The organism is bacterium (genome assembly GCA_016699995.1).
Taxonomy (GTDB): domain Bacteria; phylum Patescibacteriota; class Doudnabacteria; order UBA920; family UBA920; genus UBA920.
The window spans coordinates 660,537-677,793 of sequence record CP064996.1; the positions used below are offsets into that span (position 1 = coordinate 660,537).

The window sequence follows — 17,257 nt, forward strand, 5'->3', positions numbered from 1 at the left end:
AATTTATTTTTATACTAAGTCGGGAGGATTAAAATCCGGCGGTAAAGGGTTTGCGCCAGTAGTTGTATTGTTCGTTCCGGGGTTTGTTGTCCGACCACCTGTGCCGGTTCCACCACCAGGAGGTGTGCCAGGATTAGCCGGTGGCACATACGGTCTAGCCATCGTCGGACCGCCTCCTGCTATAGGCCCGCCTCCGCCTCCCGGTGCGCCAGGAGCGCCAGGGGCTCCGGGAGTTCCAGCTGGGCCAGCTGGGCCTGCTGGGCCAGCTCCGCCCGCTGGACCTGTTCCACCCCTGCCTCCACGTCCACCGGTTCCGCCAGTCGCACCAGCTGCACCCGTGGCGCCTGTTGCGCCAGGGGCTCCAGCAGCGCCGCGTGGACCTGCTACAAATTTCCTGCCTGCGACATCCTCTAATGCGGCTCTAATCTCCTTGCCCATATTTTTGCCCATTGCCTTAAAATCATCCTCAGTGATCACATCCAAAATCTGACCAGCTCTCTCCTTAGACATATCGCGTTTTACCTGTTTGGCCTTCTCTGTAGTATTCAATGCAGACAACCATTTAACCAACCCTGGGGTGGCTTCTTCTCTATTAGTTGTAGGATTGAAATGCTTAATATCGCCTTCTTTAACATCTTTGATTCCCAGCTTTGCAAACCGTTTTTCTACGTCCACCATTTGCGCCTGGTAAGACTTGATGATGCCGCCGCCACTAGGCATGTTCTTTACGGCATATCCCAAAGGAATAGCGCCGTTTTTAGCTGCGGTATTGGAAATCTCTCTAAATACGTTGGTCTGGTTGCGTTCGGAAGTCTTAAACTTATCTTTCACCATTTTCTCCAAGCCGACAATATTGTACTGGTAGGGATCCCCATTATCATCCTTCATGTTCTTCATAAGCTTGTCGGCCATTCCTGTTTCGGCAATCTGCTTAACATATGCTCGCGCTTGTACAAAATTATTCTTCTTTAAAGCATCTAAGAAACCGGCTTCCAGCTGATCATAATCTAAATCCAAATCGGCAATTTCCTTCTTTTGCTTCATAACCTCCATAGCTTCTTCCTTCTCCAAAGCCTTAGAATATGGGCGCTGGTATTTTTCTGCTTCTGTATTTAGTCGGGTAACTTCTTTTAGCAAAGCCTCCTTTACGCCATCGTTCATAGGGCCGTTGTAGCCCAGCTCTCGGCGCTTCGCTTGATCATTATCAATTACAGAAGTAGCATCGGCAATTTTCCTCTGCAGTTCATCCGTTATTTTTGTGGTGTCCACTACTGGTTCGATAGGATCACCTGGTGCCATTAATCCCTGCTGAACAAGCCCGCCTGGATCGGTGACTATGCCGGTAGCCGGGTCTACGACTTCCGGATGATCAACCTTCATGTCCAAATTAACCTGCAAGTCTGCCAGGCTCACTTCGGTCGCTCCGGTAGCAACTGCATTGTTTACTGCATCTTCCAGAACATCGCGGCGAGCCTTAACTTGAGCTTCCTGATACTTAAGATCGCGGTTGCCAGGATCCTTCAAAACAGCCTGTTCTGCCTTTTCGGAATCTTCATTCAATTTCGCAAGCTCGTCCTGAGCCTGAGCCAAAGTCAAACGGCCGGCTGATAGATCATTATATTTCTGCTGATCAGCGTCACGCTGGTCTGCTACGCCCCTAATTTCATCGTCATTCTTGATTTCCGTAGCAATGCGCTGATTGCGTTTTGCTTCTTCGAGCATAGGCGCACCAGGATCTTTTCCGCGCAGCTTGCGCCATGCCCACTGGGCACCCATGATTTTGTTTTCACCAAACGGCTGCAAGAAATTACTAACTTTCTTAAAGTCATCTGCAAACCGGCCGTTCATCTGTTCCTTTGGAATGTCGAAGTAACCTTTCTTAGCCGCCTTTAAGAACTCTTTCGGCCTTGCTACTGCGCGAATGGCTTTTTGCAAGCCAGGCTTCTTGTCTATGCCAAACAGCTTAGAGTTAGCCAAACTGTCTGCGCCGGTATCCTTAGCCCATTTGCCGCCCCAAACGGCTGCTTTGCCGGCGCCGCCGGCCACGGCCAATGGAGCGGTTTTGGTAACGAAGTCAAAGCCCTTCTTGGCAAACTTAACAATCTGCTGGGCCCCAACCGTACCGCTGCTTTGGGCAAACTTCATACCAAGGAACAGGAAAAACAGCACGACGAAATGCGAAATAACTGTAATTACATACTCAGCCAGCTCTCCGGAAATCCCTCCTAGCAAGAAGGTGCGATCGCGTCCCGCTACCACTGTATCGCCATTCTTGGAAGCAAAAGTTGTAGCCATTAGAGCGGCAATATTTAGGAAGAATGCCAATATGGGAACCGTAAAGGCATGCTTGATAAACATATCCCACCATTGATCCCAGTACTTTTTTGTATCCGGTAAAATTCTGGCAACGTAGGCTATTGGCGACACCATATACAAAATCCACAGCACAACCAGCCTGATGATAATGAAGGCGATCAGTGCGACGAAGGCAAAAAATGCAGCTATTGCCAACACAAGTAGTATAATAGGCTTGGTAAGATCACTAGCACTGGCATCAACCGAGAAGTTGCTGCTATCCGTAACTCCTGCACCGCTGCTTTGACCCCTAAAAAACTTGATAGGATCAACCATCAATTTTTGACCGAGCGCTTCTATGACCTTGCTTTCTGCTGGCAGGAACTGAGCCTGCACAGTGTCGGCGATACCAACTACTCCTTGCGCAATGACCAAGCTAAAATTGACCAGCAATGCCATCAGCACGAGCCACAAAATAAAGCCCCGGGTTTTGCCAGAATCATCGACTTGAAACAGAACACGCAGACCCATCCATAACAACGCGACTATGAACCCGATGTTTGCTAGGTTGCGCATAATGACCCAGCCCGGGTAAATGAAGTTTACGAACTCATCTTTATGAGCGTAAATATTTAGCAATGCGTTCAAGACCGGCACAAGAATGAACGCGAAGATCCAATAAATTACACCAGTAATTAACAGAACAATGTAAGAAATGACCCTGCGGATAAAGTTGAATAGATCGCTTCCGTTAGATTTTTCAGGATCTTCGTTGGAACTGGTGGTTTGGGTCACTGTGTCCGCAAAGCCAAATTTTGCATAATTGTCATCATCGCATTTTGCTTTTTCTTCGTCAGTAGTTTTTTCCGCCTTACAAGCAGCCTTAATATCGTCTATTTTTTCGTAAACTTCTACAGTAAATTTTTCTAATCCACCAGATCCAGCAATTAAAATAACACCATTGCTAACCAACAAGTTAAAAATCGAGATAGGGATACTGCCCTTTGTGCCGCCTATGGCAGGCAAAGCAACGAATTCCGCAGAGCCATAAGGCTTACCAGCCTCGGGGGTTTTTGTTGTATCTACCTTGCTTAGCCATGCCTTAGATTTCAATAACGGGCTGTAATCGTACCCTCCCGTCGGAGGGATGTACTCCGCCTGAGAAGGATCCCCCAAATCACCAGTGCTGTGCTTTGAGCTAAAAATTAATCCACTACAATCAGTACCAGTAAAAGTCGGTAGACAAGCGATCTTGCTCTTCCCCTTAACAGACGAAGCATACCCAAAATATATAACACTGCCGATGTACTTAGGAGTAAAATCTACCCCCGTCCAGCTATCGTCTTTTTGAGGCAGGGTAAAATACTGGAGTTTACCTAGCGGAGTACCACCCCATTCCACATGGACTTTATCCAGACCGCCAGTACCGGCAAATCTCATATCCCCGTCTGTTTTTAGAACGCGATATTTTTTTCTTAGGCCATACCCGTCTTTATTGGCCTTTATGGCAATAGATATCTTTTGATAATCAACAGTTTGGGTATTATCGGTGTCACCATCCCCGCTGCCTTCCACATTTGGCAAGTCTCGAGCTGGGGGGCTATTATCCGTTTTATCCTTATTATGCTGAATAGTCTGATTTGCCAACCAAGTTCCGGACCTGTTTGAACCGCCATACATATAAGCGTACAAGTAATATTCAGACCGGTACGACCCGCGTATGCTTCTAACGCTCTGTTCCAATTTTTCGACAGTAACACCATTCTTGCGGCAATGAAACCCGTACGAATTATTCGCTTCGTCATAATACATCTTGGCCGTACAGAACAGTTCGTAATTTGTAGGGCGAACTGTGGGTATATAAGAAGTCAAACCTAACGCTGCAACATACGCATAAACCTCAAAAGTATAACTATTTTCCTTATTTTGCTCCTTACATTTATCTGCCAATTCCTTAGTAATCGGAACCTTCATATAAATATCGAATGGTTCCTTAGTACCTACAGTGTCTTTGCTCAGCAACATCTGGTAGCCGCTGCTGATGACGCCTGCTGTGTCAAAAATACGGCCAATAGAAACATTGGTACAGTCTACTGCCGCTTGAGCTTCCGGTATAGATGTTAGTGATTCAAAAACAGCTCTACCGTCTGAATTAGGTGAAATAAGACTGAGAAAAGGCAAAAACAAAGAAGCGATCAGAATCCCCAGGACAGTTTTCTGGAAGATTCCAATGCCTCTTTTACTATTCCTGCTGCCGGCTTTATTCCGCAGTTTTTGAGTCAAAAATTGAATGAATTTTGGTATTGATTTCTGTATCACAAGGGCTAAAATAACCTCTTAAACTTAAAATAATTATACCACAGATAACCCTAAAAACCCAAGAAATTTTTCGCACCAAAAAACCACCCTTCCTGGGTGGTTTTTAATTATGACTTTTATGGCATTTCGCCGCGGGGAGCGAAGTTAGAACGTCTCGGGGAGAACTCAGAAGTTTGCACCCCCTGGACGTTGCCGCCGCCAGAACCCCCGGAGCTTGGTGTGCCCGGCGGAACGATAGGAGGAGTAAATCCTGGTACGCCGCCCTGAGGCAACTGGGAAACCAAATCCCCGATCGTCCCATTAAGCGCTGTCATGCCGGCTTCCTTAAAGATTTTACCGCTGCTCTTACCGCCAGTGATTAAGTTGGTAAGGAAGTTGCTGGCCACATCAGACAAGAAGCTCGCGTAGAATGGCAAGTTGTCGCTCTTCAGCTGAGAGCCCTGATCCAAATGCTGCTTAACAAAATTAGTTAGCTGATCGCTTACAAAAGTTGCAGGAGAGTCTATTACCGGACAAATGTCTGAAACAGGATCAGGGTCTTCTGCAGGCAACTGTTTAAGCTTGGCGTCGAGTTCGTTAAACTTAGCTTTCGCTTTGTCCAATTCTGCCTGAGTTGTTTTCTTGGCGGCCAATGCCTGCTCCAATTTAACTACTATATCTGCCGCAGCCACTACTTCTGCAGATAACTTTTCCCACTTTTGATCGATAGAAGCCTGGCGGCCCACTAAATCTTTACAATCACGCGGCGGAGCAAAGCCATTGCTCTGCTGAACTTCCTTAGTGGCAGTTTCCATACCAGCAGCTTTTACCTTTTGAGCATTATCTTGGCTGACTTGAAGCTGAAAAGCCGGGCTGGCATTTTCGGCTCCATATGCCGCCAAGCAACGCAGAGAGTTTGCATCGTTAACATTAAGTTGCGGAGTGCTGCCGCACATCGCTCCCAGATAGTCTTGGGCTTTGGTTGTAGCAAATGCCTGGGCTACCTTAGCCTTGTTAGGCAATTTTTCACTCTGAATTAGAGAGCGAAGCATCATCTGGGTACGGGCGTCGCCCTTATAATTCTCGTTAATATACTTCATCGAGTAAATTTGCACTCCCACAGCATCGGCATAAGCCAAGTAATCATCAATCTTATACTTCTGAACCATGCCGTTAACCAGCTTTGTGGTTAAGTTTTTGTTGAGGTTGAGCACCAGCTTAACCATGAAGGCTTTAAGCACGTCTTTAATGCTAGCGCTTTGGCGAGCCTTTAGATCTTCGATTACCACGCGCAATGCCTCACTGGTCTTGCTAAATTTATCCTGCTCTCTTTGCAATTCCTGGCCCATAGTCACGGTTACTGTGGGAGCAGCCCGCAAAGCGGTTACATAAATATCAATACATTCCTTGGCTGCGGTGGCCTTAACTATTTTCGCAGTCAATTGAGTAGACTCACCGATGCCTCCACCGATTACGCTCAGAAAGGAGCTGGAAGCAACATCTGTAAAGCTTTCTACTGCATCGGAGTTATCTGCAGCTGCGATGACGGTCGTACAAGTGGAGCTCAATGTTCCACGGATGGAATTAATCGCGGCCGAAGCATTGCCTGGCAAGCCAATTAAATTATTTGTCGTGATCACTCCTGTCGTCAAAGGAGACAACGGCAATTCCGAAGTAGGAACAGCCAGCTGCGCCTGAGCCTGCGCGCTAAACGAAAAAATCGCTCCGCCTAGGGAAGCTAGTGTGATGCTAAAGATTAAAAAAGAAATTAGGGCGCGCTTCATTAGAATTTAATTTTGTGTTTATTTTCAATCTGAGTTCTCAAAGACGCCAGGCGGTCGGTTAGGCTGAACATGGCGCTGCTGTACTGAGCAATGTTTTCATCGCCTGTCATGAAAGCCAAACCGAGCTTGCCGATTGTTTGATAATACAAGGTATTGTATCGGTGATAATCTACCAATTCGGTAGGAACAGGAATGCCGTTTAACGATTCGATGATGCCCTTCACCTGGTCCTGAGTTTTTTGTAAAAGATTTTTATCGGAGCTGTTTAAATTTGCAAATAGTTCTGGGGTATTGTAGTAACTTTCGATCTGCAGCATTTTGTTTGCGTAAGCTTCTACTGTCTGTTGGTTTGTCGGAATCATCTCTTTGATCGGAATCAAACTCAACTGCTCATTGCTGTACAATTGTTCGACGCTTGGAATTTCATCCAAGCCGATTGCTTCTCCTAATACTTGTCCATTAGCCTGGCCGCGGTCCAATAGTGCAAATTGGTTTTCCAAATGATTGATGTACTCTTCTGTTTCTGCATCCAATCCATTTAATGCGTAGACTTCGCTGCGAACGTCTTCGTACGTCAGCATAGGTTCTTGAGTCTCCTCTGCCTGAGTAAACACTGCCGATAATTTTATATCCATTCTAGGAACAATTAAAACAGCAAAAACTAAAACCGCCGCGCCTAGCAAGTAAGCGTGGTTGCGAGTGAAGCCTAAGCTTTCTAAATTTGTGTTTTTGTTTTGCATTCTTGTTTCTGTAAATTGAGTTGGTAATAACGACTACGCGCTACGCAGATGTTCCTACCTGCGCGATTGGATAAATTAAATACGGAACCGCACACGGTACCGGGGCAGGCAGATACGTACCGAGTATAAATGTTCCCGGCTTTACCAAATTATAAAATGGGTACAACTGCGAACCATGAGCCATCGTTAAAGCTATCGGAGCACCATTAAATGAAGCGACAATCGTATGGGCAACTGGGCATAGCGGAGTCGGCGGAACAAATGCTGCTACCACTCCTCCTACCGGAATACCGGAAGGAAGTATAGCCGCTTGGGTGCTTGGTACTTGTCCAGGCAAAACAAAAAAAATCCCAGTTAATAAAAGAACGGATAATATTTTCTCAATAAATTCGTGTTGCATATTCAATTTTATTTTTATTTTTGTTTCGTTTGAGCATTTTGCCGTGGCAAAACTTTCAATCTATAATATTATTATAGCAGAAATTAACAAATTTTGCAAGTGACGAAATCAAAAAATATTTTTATTCTCTTGACACTCTCTTCCCTGCTTTTAAGCGCCGGTTGCATACGGCAAAACCCCCAAAATTCTACCCCGCAATTGAGAGAAAAAAATGATTACAATTCTGAAAATTTAACTGCAGAATCAAGCGAGTACGAAAAAGAAATGGACAAACTTTACAGCACACCTGTTCAAATTGGAAACAATAAACTACTTGTGCAAATCGCCGACACAGACAGTTTAAGGCAAAAAGGATTGTCTGGAACGAAACGGCTTACACACAACCAAGGCATGCTGTTTGATTTTACAAACACAGCAAACCGACGTCCAAGTTTTTGGATGAAGGATATGAATTTCTCTATCGACATTATTTGGATAAAGGATAATAAAATAATCGGGATAGAAAAATCTGTACCGGCACCAGAAATCAACACTCCGGACTACGAACTAAAGACCTACTCCCCTCCCGGCAGCATCACTCATGTTCTAGAAGTAAATGCGGGATGGAGCGATCAAAATGGAATTAGTGTCGGCGACAAAATAGAATTGTAGCGCGTTCAGCTCGTAAAACCTTTGAGCTTTAAAAAAACTCCTCGCATGGCGGGGAGCTTTTAAATTATGCAATAAAATTTTAAGTTGAGCAGATCTCAAATTTGTTCGGAAAGTTTGATCCACTGTTCGATGCTCAATTGCTGCGGCCGGAGTTTTGGATCCAAATTTACTTTCTTTAAAACTGCTGCCACTTGTTCTTTACCCAGACCCAGATTGGAAACTAAAGTATTATGAATTTGTTTCCGCTTCCCTGTAAAGCAAGCGCGCAGAAGTTTAAACAGTTTTTGCTCGTCTGCAACATCATACTTTGGCTGCTCATGCAGCTTGATGGTTATAACGGCACTATCAACTTTTGGAGCCGGGTAAAATTTTTCCGCGCGCACGATCTCTGCTAGTTCAGCTGTTGCATAGAGTTGGACAGAGATAGCCAGCAAGTTAAGATTGCCTTCTTTAGCAGTAATGTTCTGGGCGACTTCTTTTTGCATCAACAGAGTCATGCTGACCGGCTTGCGCTGCTGCTTTAAGAAATACTGTACTATCTTTCCGGTCACATAGTATGGAATATTAGCGACGACTTTATAAGAACTCTGCTTGCCAACCCCAGCCTGCGCCAAAGCTTCGTCTATATTCTCCTCAAGCACGTCGCCCAAGACATAACTAAAATTTTTATTCTTATTGCGAAGCGAGTTTAGCACGTTGACGAACTGCGGATCCTTTTCTATGGCTAACACTTGGCCGGCGCGGTCGATAAGAAATTTGGTAAGGTTGCCAATGCCGGGTCCGACTTCTACGATCACATCAGCATTGCTTACATCTGCGCTATCCAGCATATCCTGCAAAACGATTTCATCCATCAAAAAATGCTGCCCGTAAGTTTTGTTAGGGCTAAGTCCATAATCCATTAGTAATTGCTTGAGTGTTTCTGGTGTCATATATTTATTCATCGAAGGGCTCGTAAGAATAATCATCTTCATCGCCGTTTAAAGCAGCAAGATTGCCTTTGGCTTTGATAACGTTCTGAGGCAGGGCCCGTAAAATACGGGACGGCGAATTATTCTGAAAACTGCCGTACATCTGCCTGCTTTGAGCATACACTAAAAACAGTCGCTTGCGGGCGCGCGTCAGACCCACGTAGGCCAAGCGTATTTCTTCGGCTAATTCGGACGGGTCCAGCAGGCTGTTGGAATGAGGCAGCACCCCTTCCTCCAAACCCACAAAAAAGACCGTGTCAAATTCCAGCCCTTTGGCGGCGTGCAGGGTCATTAATGTCACCAGATTTCTGGTATCGCTGGTTTTGTCCAAATCTGTAATTAACGCGACTTCCTCCAAGAATTCCTGCAAGCCTTCCTGCCATGGCAGATGATCAAACTTGGAAGTTACGTTGAACAATTCCTTGATATTCTCTATGCGGGTCTCGCCCTGATCGGTCCCGTCTCTATAATAATCCTCTATCCCGGTTAGTTTAACCACTACTTTTAACAACTCGCTTAGCGTGGTCTCCACTGGCACGATCTGCGCCTTATGCAGCACTCCGTAGAAAGTTTGAAGGCTCTCGCGCTGGCGCTGCGGCAGATTTATACCAAGCATCCGTGTCATGGCTTCGTTAATTGTAGTTACCCCTGTCTGGGTTAAGACGAACTCGCGAATCGCGTCCATAGCCTTGTCGCCAATGCCGCGAGGGGGCAAGTTAACTACGCGGCGCAAAGAAGTGAATTCAAAAGGGTTTACCAGCAGCCGCAAATAAGCCAGGACATCTTTGATTTCTTTACGTTCGTAGTATTTAACGCCACCCACTATTTGATAGGGAATCCCAGCCTCAATAAAGACTTCTTCTATTTCACGAGACTGGGCGTGCGTTCGGTACAGCACGGCAATCTCGTCTAAGCCATCGTGCTCCTTTGACAGCTGCGGCACGAGGCCAAAACCGCGGCTACTATTTCCAAACCCGCCGGTCTTATAATTCTGTCTTTGCTTAGCTAAAAATTTATCCAAGATTGAATAGGTTTGTGTTATCGGTTCGTCGGCGTACCCTGCTTCTGGCTCCTCTTCATATTCCAGCTCGCCTCCCCCCGATTCGGCCTCATCGGCCCTGCTAGCTAGTTTAACAATATTCTTTGCCACATAAATTGCCTCTGCCCGACCGTCAAAAACCTCCTCGATGATTACTTTGTCTCCTTCATCATTGTCGGTCCATAAAGTTTTCGGCTTTTGCTCGGAATTTAGTTCTATAACTTTTTGTGCTGCTGCCAGAATATTTTTAGTGGAGCGGTAATTCTGTTCCAGCTTAATCACCTGCGCTGCAGGGAAATCTTTTTCAAAGTTTAAGATATTAGCAATGTTGCTGCCGCGGAAACCATAAATGCTTTGAGCATCGTCTCCTACCACAAACAGATTCCCTTTGTTGGCTAGCAAGTGCAAAAACATGTATTGAGCCTGGTTAGTATCCTGATATTCGTCCACTAAAACATATGGCCAGAGAGTTTGAAACTTGCGCAAAATTTCTGGGAAAGTCTCGAATAAAATAATCGGCAGCATTAGCAGGTCGTCAAAATCCACAGAATTTTGCTTGTATAAAAAGTCCTGATAGCGAGCGTAGACCTGTGACACAAGTTCGTGCATATGGCCTTCCAGGCCCACTGCCATATTGGCTGGAGTTTGCAAAAGGTTCTTGGCTCCAGAAATGTACGCCCTAAATAAAGTCGGAGCATACTGTTTCGGGATATTTAGATCCTTTAAGATGTCTTTGATGATTTTTACTTGATCATCACCATCCAGAATCGCAAAGCCAGAATTATATCCCAGCTTGGCAATATACTTGCGCAAAATTCGTACACCGATGGAATGAAATGTCCCAATTGCCGGCTGCGAAGTAAGTTTTGCGCTCGACTCCTTGAGCAAAACATTGACCCGGCTCTGCATCTCCTTAGCAGCTTTGTTAGTAAAAGTCACAGCTAAGATCTGGTCTGGCTTAAAAAGGTCCTGTTCTATAATGTAAGCGATACGGTAAGTGAGGACCCTGGTTTTGCCGCTGCCGGCACCTGCCAAAACCAAAACCGGCCCAAGGGGGGCGGTCACGGCGGCTAGCTGTTTGTCGTTTAATATAGAAAGATTCATGCGCCTAAAAATTATACCATTTTTAGGTTGAACTTATGTCCACCTAAATTTGACCTGCCTTAAGCCAAATTCCCTCATATTTATGCGCTAATTGTATAAAAAAGAGCTTAAGTTCGGGGTAAATTCTGAGTAATCCCCAGGCTTGCTTGAAATACCGATATGACCCTGTTAAACTTGGATAGTAATTGCTCAACTTGTTAAGTTTTGTTAGCAATTTTTGCTTTAAATAAGCCAATTTAGACTAAAAATTATTCATATATTTCGGTGGCACCGGGGGTGATAATGTCCGTTATGGAAGGAATCAGTGCTGATCGAAAATATGTATTGTTAGGCAAGCTATACCCGCTTCACATTTAACTCAATATATCCTGAAACAAGTTAAGAGATACTGGCTCATTGGTCAGTATGTCTTTAACAAGATCTGGCACTCACTCAAAGCCCAGTACCCTCGTTTATCCAAGCTATACACTAATCACTTCCCTTCTGTTCAAATCGGACAAAAGATGAACGGATGGGATTATTCCATCAACTTCTCCAGTGAAATTCTAGTCGGAGCAGTTGTTTTTGTTGTAGCGATTATCAACCTAATCGTCTTCAATCCATTACAGTCTGAATATGATCACAATGACAACAGCTTATTAGCTCAGTTATTGCGCTACCATCCAAACCTCAACGAACAATTAGCCGACAAGCAAAATACTATCAGCACTAAAGTAGCCAGTGAAGGCGTATTCTCCCAAGCTAGCGCCAGCAACAACAGCCTGTTAGGTACGACCGAAGGCGCAGAAATTTTGGCCGAAGAATTTCAAATTGAAGATAGCGGCATTACCAAGCCAAACCCGGACAGTATTAAAAGCTTAGCAGCGCGCCAGGTCCAAATTTATAAAACCAAGCCTTTTGATACAGTTTACACCGTTGCTGCTCAATTCGGCCTAACGCCTAAGACTATCCGCGAAACCAACAGCTTGCCTAGCAATGCTTTGCTGGCCGATTGGGACTTAATCATCCCTCCTGTAGACGGTGTTGTGATTCAAGTTACCAACCCAAATCTTACCCTATCTGACGCAGCCCACTACTATTCTGCCGATATTAAGCAGATCGTTGCGCGAAACGGCTTGGAAGACGATGAAGACATGGTGGAACTAGGCGGCTATTTGGTTATCCCTGGCGGCAGCCTGCCAAAGCCAAAGGTAGCTACTCCGGCTCCGTCTACTACTAATAACAAAAAGTTTACCCCTTCTGTACCTCGCTCTGTAACTATAAAAGGTAATCACCGCTTTGCACCAGGATACTGCACAGACTACGTAGCCCGCAATGTGGCCGGCATTACCTGGGGCGGCAACGCCAACCAATGGATCACCAACGCTAAGGCTCAAGGCGTTAAGGTTGACCGCAATCCGGTAGCAGGCGCAGTACTGGTTACCAGCGAAAACCGACGCTATGGCCACGTAGCCAAAATTGATAGCGTAAGCGGCGACAAGGTTACCATCTCTGAGTGGAACTATGCCGGCTTGTACAAAAAGACTGTTCGCACTTTGGACATTAGTGACCCGATCATCAAAGGCGTCATCCATCCAAATCAGAAGTCTAATTAAAAGATAAATACTAAAACCGCCCTGCTGGGCGGTTTTTTAATTGCAAAATATTATCATTTACCGAATAATATTTATTTACTGAATGACGGAGGCGGCTCGGTTCGGGAGTTTCGCACCGGAGCTTTATTCTGAAGCAAGATATCGGGATCGGCCACATAGATGATGCCGATAAAGAATCCCGCAATAAATAATACAATAACAGCAGTAAGCCAGATATTAGCCCGGGCTTTGGCCACCATGGCAAATTTCGATCCCATTTCACTGCGCACAAAATTTAATTCTCGGTCCACTGCACGGGGCGAAGCATTCTTACGGAGAGTATCGTAGTAGCCCTTATCATGCTTTGGAGTCGGCGGTGCCAGCAAACGGACCAGGTCGCTGCGCGACACTATGCCAAGCAGCTTATTAGCATGATCTACCACAGGAATAGGACTCTGATTATAATTTACAAAAATTTCGGCAAGCTCATCAACCTCAATTTCGGGATGAAGAAAATAGGTATTTCTGCTCATTACATCCTGAGCGCTGATTTTGGTAAGCTGCTGCGCTGCGTAAGGCAATTCTTTGGCCTGCCCGCTTAAGAACTTGGTATCCTGCAAAACCCTCATGAATCCCGGCAGGTAAAACTTAGAATCACTGGAAAATAATTCTTTCTCTGTGATCATGCCTAGCACTGTCCCCTGCTCATTAACCACCGGAACGCCATGAAAACCATGACTATGCATTAACTCAGCAACTTCACTGAGCGGCATAGCAGGAGGGATCGTCATTACTGACTTAGTCATTAAATCACTGACTAACATATGATTTAAATTATTATGTTATTTTTTAACGCGGCCGTTACTGGATCCACCCGGAAGATTGCTGGTTCCAAGATCGCCCAGCTGGAGACTCTGGCCTTCGCCAGTAAAGTCGTCAGTTGCAGAAAAAGTAATATTTTTAAACAATGTAATCGCTTGTCCTGCCTGAGAGCTGGACGGAGTTGTCTTTACTGTAAACTCTAGCTTCCGCTGAGGCCTTCCATCGCCGCTATGAGCCAACAATTGGCCGACATTCCAGGTAAGCTTGCCTGTGGTGGCATCATATTTGACCAAATTCTTTTCTGACTGAGTAATTGAGCTTGTATCCAAAGACACGCCCACTTGAACTGATCCGGTTAACACCCCATCTCGGAAATCATTGGAACTATTATCAAGGAACAGAGAAACTTTAAAGCTGCTTTCTTTGCCCACAGTCGGCGGCAAGCTGCCGCCGGCATGATCTACGCTTCCAGTAAGCTTGGCCGGACTAGAGATTTTTATGCTCAAATCTGTCCCAGGAATAAAGGTGCTGTTCTGATTAGATTTTATCCGCGGCTTAATTACTACTGTTAAGCTCTCATCGCCAGAATCCGTGGCAGGATCTTTAATCTTAAAACTAAATTTAACTGTACCCGAATCATTAGGATTAAGGCTCGACAAAGCTGAAAGAGAAGAGCCGTTCCAGGTTACTGTCTGGTCTTGAACATACCCGGATTCGGTTTTGATGCTGCCTGGCGCAATAGCATCCGATTCTATCTGCGCTACCACCTGCGCTCCCGTATTCACAACTTGGGTATTGTTTTGGAATCTAACCTCTACGCTCACCGTATCGCCCGGGTCAACAATGCCGCCCGCTGCCGTGCTGCCTGTGGTTCTGGCTTCTACCGAGAGAGGCTTAGTTGCTATAGAAGTCGCAAAGCTGGTGCTGGCCTGAGTGAAGTAATTGCTATTATCATCCAGTACCAATAGTTCGGCGCGAAAATCGAACGATTGTCCAGACCTAGCGGTTTTAAACGAACCCTGAAAACTAATCTTTCCATTACCATTCGCCTTGAGCGTGCCAAGATTCCAAATATTATTGCTCAAGGAAGGTTCGGGACTGGCCGATCCGTAAGTGAATCCATTCGGGTATGTGATTTGGATGCGGGCATTGTCTATATCTTTGCTCGAACTATTGCGGTAGAACAAATCATACTTTACAACTTCGCTATTATTAGTTTCCTCAGGGCCCGACAAATCCAAAACCACATCCGCAGCCACCAATTTGGTAGTATGAGATGCCTCTAAAGTAAATGGTGAATTAAAATTATCAAAGCGGTAACGTAAACGCGCCACCAGCTTCTTTTCATCGTTCACATTTCCTTGCGCAGTGGTCTTAATTATCAACGCTGCATTTTGGCCAGTACCTAAATCCGGCACGGCAAAACTGGATCCGGAAAGATTCTCTGCCTTAGGGGTACTTGTGCTATAAGTAACTCCTTCGTCATACACCAGCTCGAGATTCATATCCACCAGCTTTGAAGGATCCTGATTCAAAATTTTTACTTTATAAATGAGTTCGCCGCCGGCTTGGGTTGTCTCTGGCGCGTCAATGGTCATCTCTACTTTAGCTTTTTGAGTGCGCTCTTCCTGTCTGGGCCAAAATGCGAACGCAGCCAAAGCCCCGATAATAAGTACGCCAACAATAATAGCAGCTACATACCATTTGTTGGCTGCTAAAAAGGCTCTAAAACGAGAAAAGCCGCTCTCACCCACAGGCGGAGTCGGTTCGGGCGGAGTCAGATCGAATTGATTAGGACTATCCGGACCTTTTACTTGTTGAGGAGTGAAGTCTTCCATTTACTTAATTATATCACGAGAAAATAGCTAGGGGCCCGTAATTCGCGCTCAAGCTGAAAACTGGCAAATTTTGTAAGCAGCATCAACAGTTCTTTAACATCTGATTCTCTTGCATCTAGCACATCGGCAGCCCCCCTATTTTCATGTATTACAGATTCTGGACTAAGCAAATCCTTCAACATGTTATAAGCTGAACGAGAAATGCTTTGCCCTGCGCCGGACGAGTAGTCCAAGCTAAAGCTGCCATCACTATAACTAAAATATATCTGCTTAAAATCCGGGACAGGGCGTTGCTCCAAAAGCCTAGGAGCAAACCCAAGAGCGATCAAACTGTGCAGGTAAAATTCCGACACAACCTGCGGGCTTTGTTGAGGATGATCGTTGAGCTGCCGAAGACTATGGTTATAGATCCTATATAAATCAGAGTTAGGCTGGCCATCTGCCAACGAACGCAGAACAAGCTCCTGCATGGCCAAAACAGCATGCATAGCCAGCGAGCTTTGCATGACCTCTGCATATTTTTCAATTAATACTACGTTGATGACTTTAGCCAAGCCGCCGTTGCCAGCCAATGTAATTTTAACCAGGTTATAAGGCTGCAGGTTGCCGCTCAGCTTGCTGGTCATTTTTTTGGCCGATTTTACCATAGCCCTCACCTTGCCTTCGTCCTCTGTTAAAAAAGTGAGGAGCAAATCTGCCTCACTTAGGTCCTGGCTCTTGATTATGAATCCGCTAAGGACTCTTTCGGTGGACATAGTTACCTTCTCTGATTAGCTGGTGCATAATTTGGACCGCTGTTGTTCTTAAAAATATTAGGATCGGCTACGTAAATAATTCCAACAATAAAACCGGTGATAAACAACACCACCGCAGCTGTAACCCAAATATTGGCACGCGCCTTGGCCACATAAGCAAAAGTCGAGGTAAATTCGCTGTGAGCAAAGTTAACTTCGGAATCGATCATGCGCAACTTGGGCGGCTGTTCCTTATTCGGTATATAAGAGCTTTGCAACATGGTTGGAGAAAAAAATTTAATCAGGTCGCTGCGGGAAATAACTCCTAATAATTTATTAGTACTGTCTGTAACAGGAACCGGATTAACGCGCTGTTCGGCAAACATGTGGGATACTTCTTCGATTGTGCTGTCCGGACGGGCATAAGGGATGTTTTGGTTCATAATCTCCTTGGCTTTGGCATTCACAATCTGATCCACCACATGAGGAAGGTTTTTGCCGCCACCCTGAACATACTCCATATTAGAAAGCATATGGATGTAAGTGGGCAAATACAGATGGGAGTCGGCGGTGATGAAATCACGTTCAGAAATAGTTCCTAAAACCCTGCCTTCTTCGTTCACAACCGGCACGCCTGTAAAGTGGTGGGAGTGCAAAATCTCTGCTACTTCGCTTACTAAGGTCTCTGGACCGACGGTGATGACTTTTGAGGTCATTAAATCTTTGGCTAACATAGTTTTATTATATCAGAAAAGCCACCGAAAACGGTGGCTTTAAAGGATTTTTTATGAATTTATCGGGGAGTAACCCCCCCCGGGCGCCCCCCCTGCCCCCCCCCCCCCGGGGGGGGGAAAAACCCCCCCCCCCCCCCCCCCCGGGGGGGGGGGGGTGTGTGTCCCCCCCCCCCCCCCCCCCCCCCCGGGGGGGGGGGGGGGGGGGGGGGGGCCCCCCCCCCCCCCCCCCCCCCCCCCCCCCCGGGGGGCGGGGGGGGGGGGGGCGGCCGCGGG

General features: G+C 45.9%; 12 protein-coding genes. 2 read left to right on the forward strand and 10 right to left on the reverse strand.

The annotated features are described in order from the left end of the window. Nucleotides 1–9: 9 nt before the first annotated feature. The 4 genes from IPM19_03535 to IPM19_03550 form a co-directional block, all read right to left on the reverse strand. Nucleotides 10–4,614 (reverse strand): hypothetical protein, encoded by a 4,605-nt coding sequence (locus IPM19_03535; GenBank protein ID QQS22677.1) that lies wholly within the window; start codon nt 4,612–4,614, stop codon nt 10–12. A 116-nt stretch (nt 4,615–4,730) separates the two neighbouring features. Continuing rightward, the gene (locus tag IPM19_03540; GenBank protein ID QQS22678.1) at nt 4,731–6,377 is read right to left on the reverse strand and encodes a hypothetical protein; all 1,647 of its coding nucleotides are present in this window, start codon (nt 6,375–6,377) and stop codon (nt 4,731–4,733) included. Beyond that, on the reverse strand, nt 6,377–7,117 hold the full coding sequence (locus tag IPM19_03545; protein ID QQS22679.1) for a hypothetical protein: 741 nt from the start codon (nt 7,115–7,117) through the stop codon (nt 6,377–6,379). Before IPM19_03545 ends, IPM19_03540 begins: the two co-directional genes overlap by 1 nt. A gap of 40 nt (nt 7,118–7,157) precedes the next feature. Next, nucleotides 7,158–7,517 carry a hypothetical protein gene (locus IPM19_03550; protein ID QQS22680.1) on the reverse strand — a complete coding sequence of 120 codons (360 nt, stop codon included), beginning with the start codon at nt 7,515–7,517 and terminating at the stop codon, nt 7,158–7,160. A 198-nt stretch (nt 7,518–7,715) separates the two neighbouring features. Here IPM19_03550 and IPM19_03555 point away from each other — a divergent pair, with 198 nt between their 5' ends. After that, entirely contained in the window at nt 7,716–8,168 is a 453-nt protein-coding gene (locus IPM19_03555) for a DUF192 domain-containing protein (protein ID QQS22681.1), read from the forward strand. 95 nt (nt 8,169–8,263) lie between these two features. Here IPM19_03555 and rsmA read toward each other — a convergent pair whose 3' ends face one another. After that, nucleotides 8,264–9,100, reverse strand: coding sequence for a ribosomal RNA small subunit methyltransferase A (gene rsmA, locus IPM19_03560; GenBank protein ID QQS22682.1), 837 nt, complete (start codon nt 9,098–9,100; stop codon nt 8,264–8,266). 4 nt (nt 9,101–9,104) lie between these two features. Beyond that, on the reverse strand, nt 9,105–11,282 hold the full coding sequence (locus IPM19_03565) for a UvrD-helicase domain-containing protein (GenBank protein ID QQS22683.1): 2,178 nt from the start codon (nt 11,280–11,282) through the stop codon (nt 9,105–9,107). 503 nt (nt 11,283–11,785) lie between these two features. Between IPM19_03565 and IPM19_03570 the strand changes: the two genes are divergently transcribed. Then, nucleotides 11,786–12,877 (forward strand): CHAP domain-containing protein, encoded by a 1,092-nt coding sequence (locus IPM19_03570; GenBank protein QQS22684.1) that lies wholly within the window; start codon nt 11,786–11,788, stop codon nt 12,875–12,877. 71 nt (nt 12,878–12,948) lie between these two features. Here the strand turns inward: IPM19_03570 and IPM19_03575 are convergent, their stop codons facing one another. Genes IPM19_03575 through IPM19_03590 form a run of 4 tightly spaced genes read right to left on the reverse strand, consistent with a single transcriptional unit; the run spans nt 12,949 to nt 16,984 of the window. Further along, nucleotides 12,949–13,662 (reverse strand): CBS domain-containing protein, encoded by a 714-nt coding sequence (locus IPM19_03575; protein QQS22685.1) that lies wholly within the window; start codon nt 13,660–13,662, stop codon nt 12,949–12,951. A gap of 36 nt (nt 13,663–13,698) precedes the next feature. Then, nucleotides 13,699–15,516 carry a hypothetical protein gene (locus tag IPM19_03580; GenBank protein QQS22686.1) on the reverse strand — a complete coding sequence of 606 codons (1,818 nt, stop codon included), beginning with the start codon at nt 15,514–15,516 and terminating at the stop codon, nt 13,699–13,701. An 8-nt stretch (nt 15,517–15,524) separates the two neighbouring features. Beyond that, the gene (recO, locus tag IPM19_03585) at nt 15,525–16,271 is read right to left on the reverse strand and encodes a DNA repair protein RecO (protein ID QQS22687.1); all 747 of its coding nucleotides are present in this window, start codon (nt 16,269–16,271) and stop codon (nt 15,525–15,527) included. A 2-nt stretch (nt 16,272–16,273) separates the two neighbouring features. Continuing rightward, nucleotides 16,274–16,984: a CBS domain-containing protein gene (locus IPM19_03590; protein QQS22688.1), complete on the reverse strand. Its 711-nt coding sequence runs from the start codon at nt 16,982–16,984 to the stop codon at nt 16,274–16,276. Nucleotides 16,985–17,257: the final 273 nt, after the last annotated feature.